The sequence below is a fragment of the Citrobacter sp. LJND-P06 genome (assembly GCF_058188415.1).
On the sequence record NZ_CP187317.1, the window covers coordinates 4,541,544 to 4,562,169 of the forward strand.

Annotated in this window: 20 protein-coding genes; 11 read left to right on the forward strand and 9 right to left on the reverse strand. The window is 53.8% G+C overall.

Annotated elements, in window-relative coordinates:
* The first annotated feature begins 63 nt into the window (after positions 1 to 63).
* From fdrA to ACO7SM_RS21400, 6 genes are all read left to right on the forward strand, one after another.
* Entirely contained in the window at positions 64 to 1,623 is a 1,560-nt protein-coding gene (gene fdrA, locus ACO7SM_RS21375; RefSeq protein ID WP_490469142.1) for an acyl-CoA synthetase FdrA, read from the forward strand.
* On the forward strand, positions 1,620 to 3,038 hold the full coding sequence (locus ACO7SM_RS21380) for a YlbE family protein (protein WP_490469143.1): 1,419 nt from the start codon (positions 1,620 to 1,622) through the stop codon (positions 3,036 to 3,038). Before fdrA ends, ACO7SM_RS21380 begins: the two co-directional genes overlap by 4 nt.
* A complete protein-coding gene (locus tag ACO7SM_RS21385; protein ID WP_490470995.1) occupies positions 3,038 to 3,994 on the forward strand; it encodes a carbamate kinase in 957 nt (318 codons plus the stop codon). The genes ACO7SM_RS21380 and ACO7SM_RS21385 overlap by 1 nt, the downstream gene beginning before the upstream one ends.
* A gap of 18 nt (positions 3,995 to 4,012) precedes the next feature.
* Positions 4,013 to 4,402 (forward strand): allophanate hydrolase-related protein, encoded by a 390-nt coding sequence (locus ACO7SM_RS21390; protein ID WP_490470996.1) that lies wholly within the window; start codon positions 4,013 to 4,015, stop codon positions 4,400 to 4,402.
* Positions 4,403 to 4,427: 25 nt separating this feature from the next.
* On the forward strand, positions 4,428 to 5,651 hold the full coding sequence (locus ACO7SM_RS21395) for a cytosine permease (protein ID WP_490469144.1): 1,224 nt from the start codon (positions 4,428 to 4,430) through the stop codon (positions 5,649 to 5,651).
* A 77-nt stretch (positions 5,652 to 5,728) separates the two neighbouring features.
* On the forward strand, positions 5,729 to 6,634 hold the full coding sequence (locus tag ACO7SM_RS21400; protein ID WP_490469145.1) for a LysR substrate-binding domain-containing protein: 906 nt from the start codon (positions 5,729 to 5,731) through the stop codon (positions 6,632 to 6,634).
* Positions 6,635 to 6,753: 119 nt separating this feature from the next.
* On the opposite strand, the gene metE is transcribed toward ACO7SM_RS21400, so the two are convergent.
* Entirely contained in the window at positions 6,754 to 9,015 is a 2,262-nt protein-coding gene (gene metE, locus ACO7SM_RS21405) for a 5-methyltetrahydropteroyltriglutamate--homocysteine S-methyltransferase (protein WP_490469146.1), read from the reverse strand.
* Between the two features lie 249 nt (positions 9,016 to 9,264).
* On the opposite strand from metE, the gene metR reads away from it, so the two are divergent.
* A complete protein-coding gene (gene metR / locus ACO7SM_RS21410) occupies positions 9,265 to 10,218 on the forward strand; it encodes an HTH-type transcriptional regulator MetR (RefSeq protein WP_490469147.1) in 954 nt (317 codons plus the stop codon).
* Here the strand turns inward: metR and ACO7SM_RS21415 are convergent.
* The 3 genes from ACO7SM_RS21415 to pldB form a co-directional block, all read right to left on the reverse strand.
* The gene (locus tag ACO7SM_RS21415; protein WP_490470997.1) at positions 10,106 to 11,005 is read right to left on the reverse strand and encodes a carboxylate/amino acid/amine transporter; all 900 of its coding nucleotides are present in this window, start codon (positions 11,003 to 11,005) and stop codon (positions 10,106 to 10,108) included. The two genes, metR and ACO7SM_RS21415, sit on opposite strands and share 113 nt — an antisense overlap.
* 80 nt (positions 11,006 to 11,085) lie before the next feature.
* On the reverse strand, positions 11,086 to 11,886 hold the full coding sequence (yigL, locus tag ACO7SM_RS21420) for a sugar/pyridoxal phosphate phosphatase YigL (protein ID WP_490469148.1): 801 nt from the start codon (positions 11,884 to 11,886) through the stop codon (positions 11,086 to 11,088).
* 15 nt (positions 11,887 to 11,901) lie between these two features.
* Positions 11,902 to 12,918 (reverse strand): lysophospholipase L2, encoded by a 1,017-nt coding sequence (gene pldB / locus ACO7SM_RS21425; protein WP_490469149.1) that lies wholly within the window; start codon positions 12,916 to 12,918, stop codon positions 11,902 to 11,904.
* Positions 12,919 to 13,028: 110 nt separating this feature from the next.
* Here pldB and rhtB point away from each other — a divergent pair, with 110 nt between their 5' ends.
* Complete coding sequence (gene rhtB, locus ACO7SM_RS21430; protein WP_490469150.1) at positions 13,029 to 13,649, forward strand: homoserine/homoserine lactone efflux protein; 621 nt, start codon at positions 13,029 to 13,031, stop codon at positions 13,647 to 13,649.
* A 40-nt stretch (positions 13,650 to 13,689) separates the two neighbouring features.
* Here the strand turns inward: rhtB and rhtC are convergent, their stop codons facing one another.
* From rhtC to pldA, 3 genes are all read right to left on the reverse strand, one after another.
* Positions 13,690 to 14,310 (reverse strand): threonine export protein RhtC, encoded by a 621-nt coding sequence (gene rhtC / locus ACO7SM_RS21435; protein WP_490469151.1) that lies wholly within the window; start codon positions 14,308 to 14,310, stop codon positions 13,690 to 13,692.
* Between the two features lie 64 nt (positions 14,311 to 14,374).
* The gene (gene recQ / locus ACO7SM_RS21440; protein WP_490470998.1) at positions 14,375 to 16,204 is read right to left on the reverse strand and encodes an ATP-dependent DNA helicase RecQ; all 1,830 of its coding nucleotides are present in this window, start codon (positions 16,202 to 16,204) and stop codon (positions 14,375 to 14,377) included.
* Positions 16,205 to 16,281: 77 nt separating this feature from the next.
* Positions 16,282 to 17,151 (reverse strand): phospholipase A, encoded by an 870-nt coding sequence (gene pldA, locus ACO7SM_RS21445; protein WP_490469152.1) that lies wholly within the window; start codon positions 17,149 to 17,151, stop codon positions 16,282 to 16,284.
* A gap of 162 nt (positions 17,152 to 17,313) precedes the next feature.
* On the opposite strand from pldA, the gene yigI reads away from it, so the two are divergent.
* The 3 genes from yigI (at position 17,314) to ACO7SM_RS21460 (ending at position 19,246) form a co-directional block, all read left to right on the forward strand.
* Positions 17,314 to 17,781 carry an acyl-CoA thioesterase YigI gene (gene yigI, locus ACO7SM_RS21450; RefSeq protein WP_490469153.1) on the forward strand — a complete coding sequence of 156 codons (468 nt, stop codon included), beginning with the start codon at positions 17,314 to 17,316 and terminating at the stop codon, positions 17,779 to 17,781.
* 51 nt (positions 17,782 to 17,832) lie between these two features.
* Positions 17,833 to 18,726, forward strand: a complete 894-nt coding sequence (rarD, locus tag ACO7SM_RS21455; RefSeq protein WP_490469154.1) for an EamA family transporter RarD — start codon at positions 17,833 to 17,835, stop codon at positions 18,724 to 18,726.
* A 139-nt stretch (positions 18,727 to 18,865) separates the two neighbouring features.
* Positions 18,866 to 19,246: a DUF2628 domain-containing protein gene (locus ACO7SM_RS21460; protein WP_490469155.1), complete on the forward strand. Its 381-nt coding sequence runs from the start codon at positions 18,866 to 18,868 to the stop codon at positions 19,244 to 19,246.
* A gap of 32 nt (positions 19,247 to 19,278) precedes the next feature.
* Here ACO7SM_RS21460 and corA read toward each other — a convergent pair whose 3' ends face one another.
* On the reverse strand, positions 19,279 to 20,229 hold the full coding sequence (corA, locus tag ACO7SM_RS21465; RefSeq protein WP_192613961.1) for a magnesium/cobalt transporter CorA: 951 nt from the start codon (positions 20,227 to 20,229) through the stop codon (positions 19,279 to 19,281).
* A gap of 153 nt (positions 20,230 to 20,382) precedes the next feature.
* The gene (ysgD, locus tag ACO7SM_RS21470) at positions 20,383 to 20,439 is read right to left on the reverse strand and encodes a YsgD/CorL family protein (protein ID WP_238340021.1); all 57 of its coding nucleotides are present in this window, start codon (positions 20,437 to 20,439) and stop codon (positions 20,383 to 20,385) included.
* Positions 20,440 to 20,626 lie beyond the last annotated feature (187 nt).

Genomic DNA, 20,626 nt, shown 5'->3' on the forward strand with positions numbered 1-20,626 from the left:
ATGCTACAGGGGATCGCATTGCCCAAAAATAGCTTTCGGGCAGCAAGAAACAGGCATAACGCAATGAAAGTTAAATATAAAATTTTCGAAAATCTCTACCAGGACTCTGTTTCTCTAATGCAGATTTCTGCACAAATCAGTAAGTTGCCCGGCGTTCAACAAGCGTCCGTGGTGATGGGTACGCTCACCAACCTTGAACAGCTCAAGGATGCAAACTTCGGCAGTAACATTACTGCAGGCCCGAACAATCTGGTGATCGCTGTGATGGGCGAAGATGACGTCTGCGATGAGGCGCTATCGCTTGCAGAGCAACACCTCACCAGCAAACCAGCGGAAGATAACGGTAGTGGCATCTACACTCCCGAAATGGTGAGTATCGAGATGGCGCTGGAAAAAGAACCTGACGCTAACCTGGCGTTGATTTCTGTCCCCGGAGATTACGCTGCGGCGGAAGCCATCAAGGCGCTGAATCTTGGCATGAATGTGATGATGTTCAGCGACAACGTGAGCATTGCGCAGGAAAAAAAAATCAAAATGCTAGCCAGTACTCGTCACCGTATCGTGATGGGGCCGGACTGTGGCACTGCAATTATCAACGGAATCCCTCTGGGATTCGCCAACGTGGTGAAGCGCGGTGAAATCGGTATTGTTGGCGCTTCCGGTACCGGCTTGCAAGAAGTGACCTGCCGCATTGATCAGCATGGTGCCGGGATCTCTCAGGCTCTGGGCACTGGCGGGCACGATCTCAGTGAAGAGATTGGCGGCATCTCTATGCTGTTTGGCCTGGACGCACTGGCACAAGATGACGCAACCCGCGTTATCGTCCTGATTTCGAAGCCCCCCTCACCGGTTGTTGCACAACGTATTCTTGAGCGAGCACAGACGACGGGGAAACCTGTGGTCGTAAATTTCCTCGGCGCGGACCCGGCAAAGATAACCCGGCCGAACGTTATCGCCGCCACCACCCTTGCGGGTGCTGCCGATGTCGCCGTGGCGTTGCTTAACGGACAGTCACCCATAGAAAAGAAATATGAACTGCTATCGCAAGACCTCACCATGTTGCAGCAAGCCTGTGAGCCGCTTTCAGCCCATCGTCAGGATATCCGTGGCGTGTTTGCAGGCGGCACCTTCTGCTATGAAGCCCAACTTATCTGTCAGCAAAAAGGGTTCATAGCCTCATCCAATACGCCCGTATCAGGTAATCAGCCGTTAGAAAATCTCTGGCAAAGCCGCAACCACTCGCTTATCGACATGGGTGACGATGATTTCACGCGTGGCAAACCGCACCCCATGATCGATCCCACGCTGCGTAATCAGCGACTCCTCGCGGAACTGAACGATCCGCACACTGCCGTTGTGTTGTTTGATCTGGTACTGGGTTATGGCGCGTCCGAGACCCCCGCCAGAGAGTTGCTGGAACTACTTACCCATATCGATAAAACCAACACGCCACTGCTGATTGCGCACGTTTGCGGAACAGAAGCAGACCCCCAACAACGTAGCCAACAGGTTGCAGCGTTACGTGACGCTGGCGTCATCATCGCCGGTTGCAATGCTCAGGCCGCACTGTGGGCCAGCCAGGTCGCACAGATTCAGGCTCAGAAGAAGGAGACCCGTGTATGAACACCTTATTTTCTCAACCACTGAAAGTGGTCAATGCCGGGCTTCAGAGCTTCGCCAGCAATATTCAGGCAGTCGGGGGCGAAGTGGTTGCCCTCAACTGGCAGCCGCCTGCGCAGGGTGATGTCGAAGCTGGGCTGGATCTGGCCGCGCTGATGCGCCATCCGCAGGTCGAAGAGGCCAACCAGGTTGCCATGGATCGCTATCTCAACGCGCAGCCAGCGCTGGTCGACGTGATGTCTGCTCGCGATGCGATCCCGGAGATGGCTGCACACAAACTGATTTTGCACTCCGGCCCGCCGATCGCGTGGGAAAATATGTGTGGTCCGGTTAAAGGAGCGATCGTCGGTGCCGTGCTGTTTGAAGGCTGGGCCAGCAACCATGAAGACGCTGAACGCCTGGTGTCATCAGGTAGCATCGCTCTTGAACCTTGCCATCATTACCATGCCGTTGGGCCGATGGCAGGCATTATCAGCCCGTCCATGCCGTTATGGGTGGTTGAAAATAAAACCAACGGTCAGCGTGCCTTCAGTAATTTCAACGAAGGCCTGGGTAAGGTGCTCCGCTTCGGTGCAAATAATGATGAAGTTCTTAATCGCCTGTACTGGATGCGCGACGAACTGGCACCTGCGTTAAAAGCCGCACTCGCGCAACTCGGCGAACTGGAGCTAAAACCGCTGATGGCACAGGCACTGCATATGGGCGATGAAGTCCACAACCGCAATGCTGCAGCCACGGGTTTACTCATTAAACGACTACTGCCTGCCCTGCTGAGCTGCCAATTGCCTCTGGAAAGCGTACAGCGAACAGTGAACTTCATCACCAGTAACGACCACTTCTTCCTTAATCTATCAATGGCGGCCTGCAAGGCAATGATGGATGCCGCTGCCAACATCCCGTTCAGTTCAATGGTCACGGTAATGGCACGCAACGGTGTGAATTTCGGCATTCGCCTTTCAGGCTCCGGTGACCGCTGGTTTCAGGCACCAGCGAATGCTGTCGAAGGGCTATTCTTCCCCGGTTTCGATGTAGATGACGCAGCGGCCGATCTGGGTGACAGCGCAATTACCGAAACCGCAGGCGTCGGAGGGTTCGCGATGGCCTCTTCGCCGGCAATTGTGAAGTTTGTAGGCGGTACGCCTGCCGATGCCACCAATAACAGTCGGCGTATGCAGGCGATCACGCTGGGCGGTAATCCGGCATTTACACTACCCGCACTTAATTTCGCCCCCACCGCGGCAGGTATCGATGCACGCAAGGTTGCTGACCGCGGCATCTTGCCGATCATCAATACAGGGATCGCCCATAAACAGGCAGGTATCGGACAGATTGGTGCGGGGATCACCACCGCGCCAATGTCCTGTTTTGTCGAGGCAATCACCGCTTTGGCGCAGGCTGTCGCTGGGGGGGAAAAATGATGAGCAAACCCTTAGCGGTTGTTGCCGTTGGCGGCAACGCCCTGATCTTAGATGATCGTCACAATAGTATCCCCGATCAGTACGCCGCCGTTATGGAAAGCGTGAAGCCTATCGTCGATATGGTCGAGAGCGGATGGGATCTGGTGCTCACCCACGGCAACGGACCGCAGGTGGGTTTTATTATGCGCCGTTCCGAGTTAGCCAGTAACGAGGTTTCGCCAGTACCGTTGGATTACGCGGTTGGCGATACTCAGGGCGCGATTGGTTATATGTTCCAGAAGGCGCTGCATAACGAGTTAGCACGCCGTGGCATTCAAAAACCGGTGATCACTCTCGTGACCCAAACGCTGGTCAGCCAGCACGACAACGCGTTCACCATCCCCAGTAAGCCGATTGGCGTGTTTCTTGATGAAGTGACGGCACAAGAACGCCAGCAGCAACTCGGCTGGACACTGATGGAGGATGCCGGTCGAGGCTGGCGACGCACCGTACCTTCGCCTACACCATTAGCCATTATCGAACACGACACCATCGCCCATCTGGTGCGCCAGGGTTACATCGTGATCGCCTGTGGTGGCGGTGGAATCCCCGTAGTACGCGAGGAAAATCAACTTAAAGGCGTTGAAGCGGTGATTGATAAAGATCTCGCCTCTGCCCTGCTCGCCAACCAGTTAAGCGCCGATCTATTGGTTATTCCAACCGGCGTGGAAAAAGTGGCGATCCATTTCGGCACTCCGCAACAGCAATGGCTTGATGCCATTAACGTCTCCGAAGCACGAACCCTGTTACAGGAAGGACATTTTGGCGTGGGCAGCATGCAGCCGAAAATCGAAGCCATCCTCAGCTTTATCAATGCCAGCCAGCAACAGGGCAAAAACGCCAGCGGCCTCATTACCAGCCCACAGGCGATCAAAGCCGCATTGGCGCATCAGAGCGGCACATGGATAACCCCTTAGATTTTGGAGAAAAGCATGATGACCACCACCTTACTGGCCGTAAACGGAACTCTGATGCGCGGTCTGGAACTGAACCCCAATATGCAAAAAGCGGGCGGTATTTTTGTCCGTGAAGACCGTACCGATGCTCACTACCGTTTGTGGAGCATCAATGACCGCCATCCGGGCATGATCCGTGTGGCTGAGGGCGGCACGCATGTCGAACTGGAAATCTGGGAACTGCCGTTGGCAAGTTTCGCAGAACTATTGATGAGCGAACCCGCCGGGTTGGCGATTGGTAAAGTCAAACTCGCCGACGGCAGTGAAGTACTGGGTGTGCTAGCCGAAAACTGGCTGACGGAAGGCCAACGGGAAATTACTGAATCAGGAAGCTGGCGCAAATACACTGGGCATTTCCATACTGTGTAACGCGCATTTTGAGAGGGAACATGATATGCGTAAAACAGAAGAGAATATCAATACGGCATCTGGCTTGCATATTGCCATGATTTTGCTGGGTATCGCGGTGACACCTGTTCTGTTGTCATCCTCCAGTCTGGGTAATCAGCTTTCCAGCAGCAGTTTAATCAGCGTAGTGCTGTTGGGTGGCGCCATACTTACCCTGTTGGCGGCCATTACCATTAGCGTGGGTGAAAAGGCGCGCCTGCCAACCTACGGGATTGTGAAATATGCGTTTGGTGAAAAAGGGGCTGTCGCTATCAACATTCTGATGGCGATCAGCTTGTTTGGTTGGATTGCGGTTACCGCTAACATGTTTGGTCACTCAGTACATGACCTCCTGGAACAGCACGGACTTGAACTCCCGTTGCCACTGCTGGTCGCTGCAGGCTGTGTTATTTTTATCGCATCGACGGCATTTGGCTTTACCGTATTGGGTAAGGTAGCGCAGATCGCGGTGCCAATTATCACTCTGGTTCTGTGTTACATCCTCTACACCGCAACACACAGCGAGATTGCAGCCCCGGCAAGCGTGGCGAGCATGAATACGGGTGTTGCCGTTTCCACCGTCGTCGGCACCATTATTGTTTTGGTCGCCACGCTACCCGACTTCGGCAGCTTTGTGCATAACCGTAAACATGCGCTGATCGCCGCAGGCGTGACCTTTCTCATCGCTTATCCACTGCTGTACTGGGCTGGGGCGACACCCAGTGCGATCAGCGGTCAGGGTTCTCTGCTGGGGGCAATGGCTGTTTTCGGTGCCGTACTCCCCGCCGCGCTGTTGTTAGTTTTCGCCTGTGTCACGGGAAACGCAGGAAATATGTTCCAGGGGACGCTGGTGGTTTCCACGCTACTGTCACGTTTCCCAAAATGGCAGATCACCGTCGCGCTGGGCGTGCTTTCCGCCATTGTGGGTAGTCTGGACATCATGGCGTGGTTTATCCCATTTTTGCTGTTCCTCGGGATAGCAACCCCGCCGGTGGCTGGCATTTATATTGCAGACTTTATTCTGTATCGCCGGGAGGGGTATCAAGAGTCCTGCCTGACTCAGGAACCGCAGATTAAAGCGCTAACGTTTGTGGCCTGGATCCTCGGCGCTGTAGTTGGTTTGATGACGGTCAAAGGTTTTTTTACCCTGACGACCATCCCGTCTGTTGATTCCATCGTTGTGGCCTGCGTCTCTTATGCGTTGTTAAGTCGATTGGGTCAGCGCCGTTAGTTCCTGGATATAATGGATGTCACTCTTACGGCTGAACCCACAACGGTTCAGCCGTTCACCGTCGACCAGGAAGCCTTATGTTCATCTCAGACGAAACCCTCCGCGTTATTCACCTGGCCGCCCGACACCAGAGCATTACTATCGCCGCAGAACAACTGAATAAGGTGCCATCCTCCGTCAGCTATACGATAAAAAAAGCGGAAGAGAGTCTGGGCGTCATCCTGTTTACACGCAGAGGTCGCTACATTGAGCTGACCCCGGCGGGCCGGTATTTTACTGAACACAGCAAAACCATTCTCGGCGATATGGAAGCATTAAAACGCAATACAGTGCTGATCCATGACGGCATTGAGCGCGAACTGACAATTGCGGTTAACAATATTATTCCGGGTGCCTTGCTGGTGGACTTTATCCGCGACTTCGAACACCAATTCACGTCGACCACCCTGACCATTGATCTCGAAGTTTACAACGGTTGCTGGGATGCGCTATACAGCAAACGGGCAGATTTGGTCTATGGGGCGCCACACGCCGTTCCCAGCTCTGAAGGGATTATCAGCGAACCTGTCGGACAAATGGAGTGGGACTTTGTCGTGAGCCCGCAGCACCCGCTCGCGGCGAAACGCCACCCACTGGAAAATAGTGAATTACGTCAGTATCCGGCGGTGTGTATCCGTGATACGTCAGTGAATTTCCCGCCATTACAGGCATGGCTGCTGGAAGGACAAAAACCCGTGTTTGTTCCTGACTTTGCCACTGCCATTGCGCTTATTGAGCAGAATGCGGGCATTGGCTATATCCCGCACCATCTGGCACTCCCGTTGCTGAACAGTGGAAAACTGCTCAAAAAACCGATGCAGGAACACAAACACGCCACGAAATTATTTCTGGCTGCACGCTCTGATGGTATGGGGAAAGTCTGTCAGTGGTGTATGGATTATTTCCAGCAGCCGACCATCAGCGCGCGTTTAAGCGGGGGTTAAAAAAACCTCCCCCGAGATGGGAGAGGTTTCCGTTTGTTGCCGGGTGGTGGCTTCGCCTTACCCGGCCTACAGGTACGACCTGGTTTTGTAGGCCCGTGCAAGCGCAGCGCCGCCGGGCATTACGCCTGACGCAAGTTCTGCGCCGCTTTCACCATGTTTGCCAGCGCGGCGCGGGTTTCCGGCCAGCCACGGGTTTTCAGGCCGCAGTCCGGGTTCACCCACAGACGCTCCGCCGGGATACGCTGCTCGGCTTTCTTCAGCAGTGCTTCGATCCACTCCACGCTCGGTACGTTCGGCGAGTGAATGTCATACACGCCCGGCCCGATTTCGTTCGGATAATCAAACTCTTCGAAGGACTCCAGCAGCTCCATGTCGGAACGCGAGGTTTCGATGGTGATAACGTCAGCGTCCAGCGCCGCAATCGAATCCATGATGTCGTTGAACTCGCAGTAACACATGTGGGTGTGGATCTGGGTGTCATCCTTCGCCACGGCGGCGTTGATGCGAAACGCTTCCACGCCCCACTCCAGATACGCAGCCCAGTCGCTGCGACGTAGCGGTAAACCTTCGCGCAGCGCCGGTTCGTCAATCTGGATGATACCAATCCCTGAGGCTTCCAGATCCGCCACTTCGTCACGCAGCGCCAGGGCAATTTGTTTGGCGATAGTTTCACGGGTTACGTCTTCACGCGGGAAAGACCAGCAAAGAATGGTCACCGGGCCGGTCAGCATGCCTTTCACCGGTTTGTCGGTCAGAGACTGTGCGTATTTCGCCCATTCGACGGTGATCGCTTCCGGGCGGCTGACGTCGCCAATCACCACCGGCGGCTTCACGCAGCGGGAACCGTAGCTCTGCACCCAACCGTTTTGGGTAAAGACAAAACCGTCGAGGTGCTCGCCAAAGTATTCCACCATGTCGTTACGTTCGGCTTCACCGTGAACCAACACATCAAGCCCCAGACGTTCCTGCTCAACAATCGCCTGTTTGATGTGTTCTGCGATGCCAGTGCGGTAGTTGTTGGCGTCGAGATTTCCCTTTTTGAAATCCAGACGCAGACCGCGGATTTCTGTGGTCTGCGGGAATGAACCGATGGTGGTGGTCGGCCACGCCGGCAGATTGAAGCGCGCACGCTGGGCTTCAGCACGGACTTCATAGGCGTTTTCACGCTGGCTGTCTTTGGCGGTGATCGCCGCCAGACGCTTTTCCACTGCCGCATTGTGAACGCGCGTGGAATGACGACGCGCCTGAATCGGGGCGCTCCATTCCGCCAGTTTTTCGGTATCGCCGCTGTTCAGCGCATCACGCAGCAGCGCCAGTTCGCCGCATTTTTGCAGAGCGAAGGAGAACCAGCTTTTCACCTCGGCATCCAGACGCGTTTCCACGCTGAGATCGATCGGGCTATGCAGTAACGAACAGGAAGAGGCGACCCACAGAGATCGTTTGCCGACAATGTCTTTAATCTGCGCGTATTTCTCGGTCAGATCGGCACGCCAGACGTTACGACCGTTCACCAGACCGGCAGACAGCAGCCAGTCAGACGGCAGACGCTTGTGCAGTTCTGCCACGTCATCTTTCCCATGAACCAGGTCAACGTGCAACCCCTGTACCGCCAGCGCGGTGATGGTGTCGAGGTTCGGCGTCACGCCTTCAAAATAGGTGGTCAGCAGCAGTTTCACCTGACCCGCGAGCGCATCGTAAGCCGGTTTGTAAGCCTCGAGCCACTCCTGCGGTAGCTCCAGCACCAGTGCTGGCTCATCAATTTGTACCCACTCAACGCCACGTTTTGCCAGTTCCGCCAGCACCTGCTGGTACACCGGCAGAATATCGTTGAGCAGACTCAGGCGGTCAAATTGTTCGCCTTTCACTTTGCCCAGCCACAGGTAGGTGACTGGCCCCAGCAGCACAGGTTTTACCTTGTGACCCAGCGCCAGTGCTTCGTCCACTTCATCCAACAACTGTGTCCAGGTCAGTTTGAATTGCTGGCCTTTCACAAACTCCGGCACCATGTAGTGGTAGTTGGTGTTAAACCATTTGGTCATTTCCGCCGCCGCTGCCGGTTCGCCGGTTGGCGCACGACCGCGACCAATGCGGAACAGGGTGTCGATATCCACCTTTCCATCGCTGTTCTGATGACGAGCCGGAACATTACCCAGCAGCAGGCTGGTGGTCAGAACATGGTCGTACCAGGCAAAATCGCCGACCGGCAGCAGGTCGATACCGGCTTGCTTCTGTTGATCCCAGTGGCGAGCGCGCAACTCGCGCCCTACAGCCAGTAACGCTTCACGAGACGTCGTGCCCGCCCAGTAGCTCTCTTGTGCTTTTTTCAGCTCGCGACGCAGGCCAACGCGAGGAAAACCGAGGGTGTGATTCAATATTGTCATTTTTCTTCCTCTCATTATTTTATTGAATCTGAAAGCAAAACTCTAAATAGCTCGGCTGGCAGGAAGGCGGTGACACAGCGCATTCCCGGGAGCTTACTGAAGCAAGTGACCGGGGTAAGCGAGGAAACCAACGCACCTGCAAGTCGAAATATGACGAGTTTTGGACGTCCAGATGTTTACACATCCATAATGTAAATGTAATGTGTATTCCTCAAGCGCAATTTGTTCATGCCGAAGTGAAGGACTTTCATGATCGAAATTAAACACCTGAAAACGCTACAGGCGTTGCGGAATAGTGGTTCGCTGGCCGCCGCCGCGGCAACGTTGCATCAGACCCAATCCGCCCTGTCTCACCAGTTCAGCGATCTGGAACAACGCCTCGGCTTCCGGCTCTTTGTGCGTAAAAGCCAGCCGCTGCGTTTTACACCGCAGGGAGAGATTCTCCTGCAGTTGGCGAACCAGGTGCTGCCGCAGATCAGCCGGGCGCTTCAGGCATGCAACGAGCCGCAACAGACCCGGCTACGTATTGCGATTGAATGTCATAGCTGTATTCAGTGGCTGACCCCGGCGCTGGAAAATTTCCACGCGAAATGGCCGCAGGTGGAGATGGATTTCAAATCCGGCGTGACGTTTGACCCACAACCCGCGTTGCAGCAGGACGAGCTGGATCTGGTGATGACCTCCGATATCCTGCCGCGCAGCGGACTGCACTATTCACCCATGTTTGATTTTGAGGTGCGTCTGGTGTTGGCCCCGGATCATCCACTGGCCAGCAAAACGCTGATTACACCGGAAGATCTCGCCAGCGAAACGCTGCTGATCTACCCGGTGCAGCGCAGCCGCCTCGACGTGTGGCGCCACTTCCTGCAACCTGCGGGCGTCAGCCCGTCGCTGAAAAGCGTCGATAACACGTTGCTGTTAATTCAGATGGTCGCCGCCAGAATGGGGATTGCCGCCCTGCCGCACTGGGTGGTGGAGAGTTTTGAACGCCAGGGCCTGGTAGTGACCAAAACCCTGGGTGATGGATTGTGGAGTCGCCTCTACGCCGCCGTCCGCGATGGCGAACAACGGCAGGCGGTCACGGAAGCCTTTATTCGTTCAGCGCGGAACCACGCTTGCGATCATCTACCGTTCGTACGGAGCGCGGAGCGACCCAATAGCGATGTACCCACAGTGAGGCCAGGATCACCGTCGCCCCAATGATAAAGCTTGGCCAGTGGGGCTGTTCTTGCCAGATAGCAAGGTTGACCAGCAGTCCCGCAGGTACATGCACGTTATTCATGATGCCCAGCGTACCTGCATCCACCTGCGTCGCGCCGTAGTTCCACATAAAGTACCCCAGCCCAGACGCCACTACGCCCAACCAGACCAGAATGCCCCATTGTAATGGGGTCGTCGGGAGCTTGTCAGGATTTCCCAGCATAAACCAGGCGGCGACAGCCACCAGAAATGCCCCCATGTAGAACCAGGCAAACGCGTTGTGCTGCGGCATCGGATGGATCTCCATCAACCGCTTGTAACCCACCATACCAATGGCAAAACTGATGTTCGCCAGTTGTACCAGCAATAAACCCGTCCAGAAGTGGTCGCTGACTTTGTCATAGCGAATGATTGCCGCCCCAATCACTGCCAACAGTGCGCTCAACACATAGCCCCAGCGCAGCCTGCGCTTACTCAACAGATCGTAGATCAGCGTGATATAAAGCGGTGTAAGGACGGTAAACAGTAAAAATTCAGAGACGGTCAGGTACAGGTAAGCGCGGAAACTGAGCAGATACATGATGCCTAGCTGCATTGCGCCGACCAGCATGTAGAGCACAATCGTCCGCGGCGACTGCCCGCGCGTGCGCAGAAATGGCAGGAAGACCAGCGCCGCCAGCCCCACACGCATCAGCACGGAAAAATAGCTGTCGACATGCCCGGCAAGATACTCGCCAATTAAGCTAAACGAAAAGGCCCACAGGATCGTGGTAATGATGAGTAGCGCCACAATGGATGTCTCTTTGAACAAGGAGCATCCATTGTAGCGGAGAGTTCAGTTGACAACTGGTCAACTAAAGAACAGTTACATCAGGATAAAAATAGCTCACGCAGGTAATGCGGCACAGCGTCGTCAGCGTTGGTGCCAATCACGTCCAGTCCCGGATGCAGGTCTTTCAGGCGCTGATGCGCGTTGCCCATAATGCCGCCTTTACCCGCCATAGAGAGCATTTCAGCGTCGTTCATGCCATCGCCAAAGGCGATGCAATCCTTCAGGCTGTAGCCCATTGCTTTGGCGACGGCTTCCAGCGCATGTCCCTTCGAAACGCCACCGGCCATCACTTCCAGACACGTCAGCGTAGAGAAACTCACGTTGACACGATCGCCCCAACGCGCGTTTATCGCCTGCTCCAGCGGCAGCAGTTTTTCATGAGAATCGCTGGTGAAGAACACTTTGCTGATGCCTTCAGGTTCCAGCAAACCGGGTTCAAACAGCGAGTAATTGAAAACCGCCTCTTTGAAAAAACGCATCTCATCCGGACGATGGCGATTCATAAACCATTCGTCGTCGCGATAAACGTTGGTGACGATATCGGGATTCGAGTTCACCACGCCAAACAAATCGCTGGCAATGTCGCGATCCAGGTTATGCGTAAACACCAGGTTTCCATCGGGATCGTGCACTCGCGCCCCGTTGGAGGTGATCATGTAAGACTGGATCTCGAGGTTATCGCGGATTTGCCCTACGTCGACATGGTGACGCCCGGTCGCAAAAACGAAATTGACGCCATGGGCATTCAACAGTTTCAGCGTCTCTTTAGCGTACGGGGATAACGTGTGGTCGGGAGAGAGTAGCGTACCATCTAAATCAGACGCAACAACCTGATACATAAGAAAATTAAACCTCTATGCAAAGCGATTTTCGCTGGGTGAATTATGCCTGTTGAAAAATTCAACAATAGCGTTGAGCGCGACTGAGCGCATTGCGTCCTTTTCAAAAAGGATCTCGTGGTACGCGCCTTTGATGACAAGCGGCTGACCTCCTTCTACAGGATGGCCCGCTGCGGCGCGGATTTCACAAAAACGGTCATGCATGCGGTTATCCACCACACGCTCTTCTTCTGCCTGGATGAGCAGCGTAGGCGTCGCATCATCGCCCGCCCCAGCCAGCACCTGTTCGCCAGCCTGAATACCTTCACGTACCCAGTGATATGTAGGCCCACCCACCCGCAGTTGCGGTTCGTCGGCATAAAAACGTAAGTTGCGACGGTAGCGTTGCCGGCTGTGGGTTAACGCGTTCATGCTAAACGGTAGCGCCCGCCAGCGACCCGTGCCAATCGCGTACCCTTCACGGATGCGTTGATGCCCTTCGGCCCAGTCGAGAATATGGCGCACCATAAACGAGGGCAGACGCATCACAATACCAAACATCGGCGCACAAAGCGCGATGGCATCGCAATGCGCGGGGTGGCGTTGCAGAAACAGGGTGGCAATCGCACCGCCCATGGAATGCGCGAGAATGTAGCGTTTTCGCCACGGCCCCGGTTGAACTTCTTGCCGCCAAAAGTCGGTTAAATCATCGACATAATCATTAAAACTCACCACATGCCCACGGTGCGTGTCCGACAATAACCGCCCGGAACGCCCTTGCCCACGATGGTCGATAATGAGCACGTCAAAACCCGTCTGAAACAGGTCATACGCCAGCTCGGCGTACTTTACATAGCTTTCAATGCGGCCGGGACAAATCACGACCACACGATCATTTTTTTCTGCGCGAAAACGGACAAAGCGTACCGGAACACTGTCCACGCCCGTGAACTCCGCTTCTTCCCGCTGACGCCAGAAATCTGTCAGTGGCCCCATGGAAAAAGCGGCAAACGCGTTTTCTCTTGTTTCCCAGTTTTTTTGCTGCTGAAACATCGGGTATCCAGCCTCGTTAACCACGTAAAATCGTTTTTTTTGTCATGTCTGACACAACACAGCAACAGTAGCGTATTGTGGCATAAAAATAGACAATCAGGGAGTTTCTCATGAGCTTTGAATGGTGGTTCGCCTACCTGCTGACATCCATTATTTTGAGTCTTTCGCCAGGTTCCGGCGCCATCAATACCATGACCACGTCAATCAACCACGGCTATCGTGGCGCAGCGGCGTCCATTGCGGGTCTGCAAACCGGGCTTGGTATTCACATCGTTCTGGTGGGGATCGGTCTGGGGACGCTATTTTCACGCTCGGTCATCGCCTTTGAGGTTCTGAAATGGGCGGGAGCCGCTTATCTTATCTGGCTGGGTATCCAGCAATGGCGCGCCGCGGGTGCGATTGTTCTGAACACAATGGCAAACACACAATCTCGTGGCCGATTGTTCAAACGCGCCGTCTTTGTCAATCTGACCAACCCAAAAAGCATTGTTTTTCTGGCCGCCCTGTTTCCGCAATTTATCCTGCCGCAGGAACCGCAACTGATGCAGTACGTCATCCTCGGCGTCACCACCATTGTGGTCGATGTTATTGTGATGATCGGTTATGCGACGCTGGCGCAACGCATCGCGGTGTGGATTAAGGGGCCAAAACAAATGAAGGCGCTGAACAAAGTGTTCGGTTCGTTGTTCATGCTGGTCGGCGCACTGTTAGCCTCAGCAAGACATGCCTGAAATGTTGCCGGAAAGCGCGAGCGCTTTTCCGGCCTGTCACTTAGCGCGAAATAATCAGATGAATGCCAAAACCTGCGAATAACGCACCGGCAAAACCGTCGATCCATTTCGCCATGCGCTGATACCCGCGACGCATTTTCGGCAGGGCAAACAGACTGGCAACAATCGTAAACCACGCCAGCGTCTCCACGATAATCAGCGCAAAAATACCCCAGCGCTCAGTCGTGCCGACATTATCACCGACAAACAGTGAGAACACTGAGCCGAAGTAAATAATCGCTTTCGGGTTCGCCAGGTTAGTCAGCAAGCCTTTCAGGAAGCTACGCCCACCCTGAGCCAACTCCACCTGCGGCGCGGGAGCTGTCGTTTCCTGCTTTTTTAACGCGCCGCGGAGCATTTGAGCCCCCATCCAGCACAGGTACAGACCGCCGCCCACCATGATAATGGTGTGCAACCAGGCCATTTTCTCAATGATCAGATTCAGCCCAAGCAGCGCCACGCTCGCCCAGACCATCACGCCACAGGTAATGCCCAACACGCCCATCATCGCTTCTTTACGTGAACGACTGACAGCCGTTTGGGAGACAAAGAAAAAGTCGGGGCCAGGGCTCATCAGCGCGACAATGTGCACCATGGCTACGGTGAGGAATAGCATCAACATAAAAAATGACTCGCGGGGAAAGAGTTCAGAGAGTCACCATCCTGGCACTTTTTTTCCTGGCTGACTACTCTTCGTCGTCGCCATCGACATGCGCGCGGATCAGCGCCATAAACTCTTTGCCAAAACGCTCCAGTTTTCGCATGCCGACACCGTTAACGCTGAGCATTTCACTCGGCGACACCGGCATCTGTTCCGCCATTTCGATAAGCGTTGCATCGTTGAAAACCACATAGGGCGGGATATTCTCTTCATCGGCAATCGCTTTACGCAATTTGCGCAATTTAGCGAACAGCTTACGATCGTAGTTACCGCCGAAGGATTTCTGCATCACGCGCGGCTTCAACGCGACAATACGCGGCACGGCAAGCTGAAGCGCCACATCGCCGCGCAATACCGGACGCGCCGCTTCGGTTAACTGGAGCGCCGAGTGGTGGGCGATGTTTTGCGTCACCAGCCCAAGATGAATCAATTGGCGAATGACGCTTACCCAATGCTCGTGGCTCTGTTCACGGCCAATGCCGTAGACCGGCAGTTTGTCATGGGCGAATTCGCGAATGCGTTGGTTATTCGCGCCACGAAGCACCTCCACGACATACCCCATACCAAAGCGCTGGTTAACACGGTAGATCGTCGACAGCGCTTTGCGCGCATCCATTAATCCGTCGTACTGCTTTGGCGGGTCGAGGCAGATATCGCAGTTGCCGCACGCTTCCTGACGCCCTTCGCCAAAATAGTTGAGCAACACCAGACGACGACAGGTTTGTGCCTCCGCAAACGCTCCCATCGCATTCAGCTTGTGGCGTTCAATATCCTGCAACTGCCCGGCCGGTTTTTCTTCAAGACAGCGCCTGAGCCACGCCATATCCGCCGGATCGTAGAACAGCATCGCTTCTGCTGGCAGACCGTCGCGACCGGCACGGCCTGTTTCCTGATAGTAGGATTCAATATTACGCGGAATGTCGAAGTGCACCACGAAGCGCACATTGGGTTTGTTAATCCCCATGCCGAACGCCACGGTCGCCACCACGATTTGCAGATCGTCACGCTGGAATTTTTCCTGCACATCGGCGCGAACGTCGTTTTCCAGACCCGCATGATACGCCGCCGCACTGATGCCGCGACTTTGCAAACGCGCGGCAGTGTCTTCTACCTTCGCCCGGCTATTACAGTAAATAATGCCCGACTTACCGCGCTGCTCCTGAACGTAACGCATGAGCTGATCGAGCGGCTTAAACTTCTCCATCAACATGTAGCGAATATTCGGGCGGTCAAAACTGCTTATCTGAATTAACGGATCGTTAAGACCCAGCAGACGAACAATGTCCAGTCGGGTCGTGTCGTCGGCCGTTGCGGTGAGCGCCATAAATGGCAGGGCGGGGAAACGCTGGCGAAGCTGACCCAGTGTGGCGTATTCCGGGCGGAAATCGTGTCCCCACTGTGAAATACAGTGGGCCTCGTCAACGGCTAACAACACCGGGTTCCAGTGGGTCAGATGTTCAAGAAAGTTATCCAGCATCAGGCGTTCAGGTGCGATATACAGCAGGCGGATTTGCCCGGTACGGCAACCCGTCATCACCTCAAGCTGTTGTTCACGGCTCTGGGTTGAGTTCAGACACGCCGCCGCCACGCCGTTGGCCAGCAGTTGATCAACCTGGTCTTTCATCAGCGAGATGAGCGGCGAAACCACCACGGTTAACCCGTTCAGAAGCAGCGCCGGGATTTGATAGCACAGGGATTTTCCGCCACCGGTTGGCATCACAACCAGACAGTCGCGACCGGAAAGAACGGTGTCGATAATCTCTTCCTGACCTGGGCGAAACTGTTGGTAGCCAAAGGTTTCCTGCAAAACCTGTTTAGCTCCCGACTCCAGATTCAACACTTCCGCCTGCGCCACATTAACCCCATTCACCAGTATAAAAACAGGCGCTATTTTCAGCGCCTGAGAGAGAAACTGCAATGTTTAACTGCTTATCAGAAGATATCGTTCAGCATCACACCCACACCGACACGCGTCTGATTAAAGTTATAGTCGATCAGAGATTCGCCATATCCGCTGTAAACCTGGGTATAGAGACGCACATGCTTCGTCATTGGATAGCTGAGCCCAATTTCTGCGCCGCCGTATCCGGTGTTCCAGTTGTACTGCCCTTTTGCACTTAACACCGCATCACCGAGGTGATAGCCGATTTTAAGCTGGTAATACCCCATATATTTGGTGATATCAGGGTTATCATCGGTACTGCCCACGACATACCACGGCTTCACTTCCACCAGCCAGTTGCCGTTATCAGCCATCAGACGGGTGTAAAGACGGTTCCAGCTACGCGATGTCGGATCTGAACGGCCATTAGAATCGTGGTTATACCCCATTTCGACATCGCGCAAAGTCCAGCCCGCAAACTGATAATCGGTGGCAAATCCAAGAAATAGCTGCGGTTCGTAGTTCGTTTCACGGAAAGGCGAGGACTCTTCGCTATTCGACAGTTGCCACCAGGATTTCTGGGTGTAGGACGCCCCCAGCACCGAATTCGCCCCCAGAATGCCACGCCAGAGCGGGAAAGCCAGACTTAGCTGAAACTTCACTTCATCTTTGCGAGCATTATCCGACCAGTTATAGCTACTGATAGCTTCTTTATTCAGGTCACTGGTACTGGTGTAAATCAGATAGTTGGTGTCGTAGGGGTACAGCGTGAACGGATTGTCATGCTCTTGCAGCATGTTGGCAATAATACTGCCTCGCACCAATGGTGCACCCTGAATATCTTTCTCTGTCGCGTCCTGCGCATACGCGGCCAACGGCAGCATTGCTGCTGGTAATAACCACCCCAGAATCGCCCGCATCGGTACTTGTCTCCTGAACTAAATTTTTATGATTTGTAAAATTATCTTTCAAGCATTCTACATACTTACTCAATTCCTGTTTAGTTATCCTCTCCTAAAGTAGAAAACAACAAACAAGAAGCATAATATCAACATTTCATTAACCATGGAGTGTCCAATCGTATGTCTGCTGTACTTACTGCTGAAGAAGCCCTGCAATTAGTAGGGGAAATGTTTGTCTACCATATGCCGTTTAACCGGGCATTGGGGCTGGAACTGGAGCGCTATGAAAAAGAGTTTGCCCAATTAGCCTTCAGTAATCAGCCAATGATGGTTGGGAACTGGTCACAGAGCATTTTGCATGGCGGGGTGATTGCCTCTGCATTAGATGTTGCTGCCGGGCTGGTTTGCGTGGGGAGTACCCTGACCCGTCACGAAACCATCAGTGAAGATGAACTGCGCCAGCGGATGTCACGCATGGGCACCATCGATCTCCGCGTCGATTACTTACGCCCGGGGCGTGGTAACCGTTTTACCGCCACCAGCAGCTTACTCAGGGCGGGCAATAAGGTCGCCGTGGCACGCGTGGAGTTACATAACGAGGATAATCTTTATATCGCCAGCGCGACCGCCACTTATATGGTGGGGTAAGTACGTGAAAAAAGGTAAACTGCCGTTCTATTTCTGATATGAGTTTTCCCGATGGATGCTAAGCAAACGCGGCAGGGCGTATTACTCGCTCTTGCTGCTTATTTTATTTGGGGTATCGCACCCGCGTACTTCAAGCTGATCTCTTACGTTCCAGCGGACGAAATCCTGACGCACCGCGTAATTTGGTCATTCTTTTTTATGGTGGCGCTGATCAGCGTCAGTCGTCAGTCGTCGTATTTAAAAACGCTGCTGCAAACGCCGAAGAAAATCTTCCTGCTGGCGTTGTCGGCGGTTCTGATCGGCGGAAACTGGCTGCTCTTTATCTGGGCGGTGAATAACCACCACATGCTGGAAGCCAGCCTGGGCTACTTTATCAACCCGCTGGTGAACATCGTGCTGGGGATGATTTTCCTCGGCGAGCGTTTCCGTCGAATGCAGTGGCTGGCTGTCGCGATGGCGGCTTGCGGCGTACTGGTGCAACTCTGGACGTTCGGCTCGCTGCCGATTATCGCGCTGGGGCTGGCGTTTAGTTTCGCCTTTTACGGTCTGGTGCGTAAAAAGATTGCGGTGGAAGCGCAAACCGGCATGCTGATTGAAACGCTGTGGCTTTTGCCGGTCGCCGCGATTTATCTGTTTGGCATTGCCGACAGCGTCACCAGCCATATGGATAAAAACCCCATGTCGCTAAACCTGTTGCTGATAGCCGCAGGGATTGTTACCACGATACCGCTGCTCTGTTTTACCGCCGCGGCAACGCGTCTGCGCCTCTCCACCCTGGGATTCTTCCAGTATATCGGCCCAACCTTGATGTTTATTCTGGCGGTCGTGTTTTACGGCGAAACGCCGGGTGCCGATAAAATGGTGACGTTCGCCTTTATCTGGGCGGCGCTGGCGATTTTCGTGATGGATGCAATTTATACCCAGCGCAGAAAACCTCGCCAGTAATACTCTCCCGGCAGCATTCCTCTGCCGGGAAAATCTTTATAAATTCTGAAATAACGCCACTTCCCTATAATCTTGTTTAGTTCTTTTTCTCACTGGCTGATGCTTAGCATGTTTATCATGTCATGGAGAAGGGAATGTTATGGAAAAGAACGAAGATAAGATCGGAGAACTGAGCGAAAAGTGGCAGGCCAGATTTGCATTCTATGACCAGTACGGTCTTCCTGGTTTCTGGAAAACACCCCCGCTTTACGCCTCAGGATACAAAACCCTCTCGTTCAGCCAGAAAATGAGTATGGGGCTAAATGTTTGGGCGTTAGTCTTTTCTTTCGTTTACCTGTTTTATTTAGGCCTGTGGAAGAAAGGCATTACCGTGTTAGTCCTTTTTCTGGCGGTAGGTGCTATCTCCATGGCCTATGACATCAGTATCATTGGATACGCCATATCCGCATTAGTCGGTTTCAAAGCGAATATCTGGTTCTATCTGCTGAAGGTTAAGAATGAGCAAACCTGGGGTCTGTAGGCCCGGTACGCGTAGCGCCACCGGGCGGGATATTACAGCCAGTTCTTGCGCTTAAAGTACAGATATGGCGCCAGTCCGGCGAGAAGCATAAAGATAATTGCCCCAGGATAGCCAAAACTCCACTTCAGCTCCGGCATAAACTCAAAGTTCATCCCGTAACTGGAGGCCACCAGCGTCGGCGGCAGGAACACCACGGAAACCACCGAGAAGATCTTGATGATGCGGTTCTGCTCGATGTTGATAAAACCCATTGCCGCCTGCATCAGGAAGTTCACTTTCTGGAACAGGGATTCGTTATGCGGCAGCAGGGATTCGATATCGCGCAGGATCTCACGCGCCTGCTCCAGTTGCCCGCCCGGTAAACGCGCTTTACGTACCAGGAAGTTGAGGGCGCGCTGGGTATCCATCAGACACAGGCGAACCTTCCAGCCGATATCTTCCAGTTCCGCCAGCGTGGAAAGCGCTTCGTCATACTCATCGCCCTGATGCCCTTCCATGATCACACGGCTGAGTTTTTCCAGGTCGCTGTAGATGTTTTCAATTTCATCCGCCAGTTGTTCGATTTTGGTTTCAAACAGATCCAACAGCAGCTCATACGCATTACCGTCCACCATCGCCTGGCTACGGGCGCGCATACGATAGAGACGGAACGCGGGCAGTTCACGTTCACGCAGGGTGAACAGACGGCCATCACGGATGGTAAATGCCACCGTGGAGTTACCGGCGTGGTCTTCCGCATCTTCAAAGAAGAAAAAGGAGTGGATGTGCAAACCGTCTTCATCTTCGAAGAAACGGGCGGATGCTTCGATGTCTTCCAGTTCAGGGCGTGTTGCCAGGCTCTGACCCAATTCAGATTGTACGCGTAAGCGTTCGTCGTCGTCCGGTTCGACCAAATCGATCCAGACAGCATCAATCAGGGTTTGTGACTCTTCGACTTCCAGCCGGGTCAGTCGGTTTTTTTCCAGTTGAAATGCGCTCAGCATGACCGGGACTCCCAATGCATAAAAATATCGGACGCTCGGTGGGCACACAGAAACAAATTGGGTTTCAGACCATTAAACAGCCTGACTCAACGCGACGGGAAAAGAGAGAAAGTCGCTGACAACCGCGAAGGCTATCAGCAAAAAGGGATAGCCTTAGGAGTTGATCCTGGATGACAGGATAATGAGCCAGCATCTACTGGGTGTGTCCAAGGCGAATGTCCTCTTAGCGTAATCGTGCGCGCATGTTACGCCAGCATAAATTTGACGTCAACTCGCAACGGAACGCGAAAAAGTAATAATTCCCCCTAATGCTTTAAGGTTAGCAGAGAGGGATGATTTATCTATGTTTTCAGAACATTAAGCGGCAGATTGCCGGATGGCGGATTCGCCCTCTCCG

Coding starts and splice junctions, on each gene's coding strand:
- fdrA (WP_490469142.1), top strand. CDS start 64: ATGAAAGTTAAATATAAAATTTTCGAAAATCTCTACCAGGACTCTGTT.
- ACO7SM_RS21380 (WP_490469143.1), top strand. CDS start 1,620: ATGAACACCTTATTTTCTCAACCACTGAAAGTGGTCAATGCCGGGCTT.
- ACO7SM_RS21385 (WP_490470995.1), top strand. CDS start 3,038: ATGAGCAAACCCTTAGCGGTTGTTGCCGTTGGCGGCAACGCCCTGATC.
- ACO7SM_RS21390 (WP_490470996.1), top strand. CDS start 4,013: ATGACCACCACCTTACTGGCCGTAAACGGAACTCTGATGCGCGGTCTG.
- ACO7SM_RS21395 (WP_490469144.1), top strand. CDS start 4,428: ATGCGTAAAACAGAAGAGAATATCAATACGGCATCTGGCTTGCATATT.
- ACO7SM_RS21400 (WP_490469145.1), top strand. CDS start 5,729: ATGTTCATCTCAGACGAAACCCTCCGCGTTATTCACCTGGCCGCCCGA.
- metE (WP_490469146.1), bottom strand. CDS start 9,015: ATGACAATATTGAATCACACCCTCGGTTTTCCTCGCGTTGGCCTGCGT.
- metR (WP_490469147.1), top strand. CDS start 9,265: ATGATCGAAATTAAACACCTGAAAACGCTACAGGCGTTGCGGAATAGT.
- yigL (WP_490469148.1), bottom strand. CDS start 11,886: ATGTATCAGGTTGTTGCGTCTGATTTAGATGGTACGCTACTCTCTCCC.
- pldB (WP_490469149.1), bottom strand. CDS start 12,918: ATGTTTCAGCAGCAAAAAAACTGGGAAACAAGAGAAAACGCGTTTGCC.
- rhtB (WP_490469150.1), top strand. CDS start 13,029: ATGAGCTTTGAATGGTGGTTCGCCTACCTGCTGACATCCATTATTTTG.
- rhtC (WP_490469151.1), bottom strand. CDS start 14,310: ATGTTGATGCTATTCCTCACCGTAGCCATGGTGCACATTGTCGCGCTG.
- pldA (WP_490469152.1), bottom strand. CDS start 17,151: ATGCGGGCGATTCTGGGGTGGTTATTACCAGCAGCAATGCTGCCGTTG.
- yigI (WP_490469153.1), top strand. CDS start 17,314: ATGTCTGCTGTACTTACTGCTGAAGAAGCCCTGCAATTAGTAGGGGAA.
- rarD (WP_490469154.1), top strand. CDS start 17,833: ATGGATGCTAAGCAAACGCGGCAGGGCGTATTACTCGCTCTTGCTGCT.
- ACO7SM_RS21460 (WP_490469155.1), top strand. CDS start 18,866: ATGGAAAAGAACGAAGATAAGATCGGAGAACTGAGCGAAAAGTGGCAG.
- corA (WP_192613961.1), bottom strand. CDS start 20,229: ATGCTGAGCGCATTTCAACTGGAAAAAAACCGACTGACCCGGCTGGAA.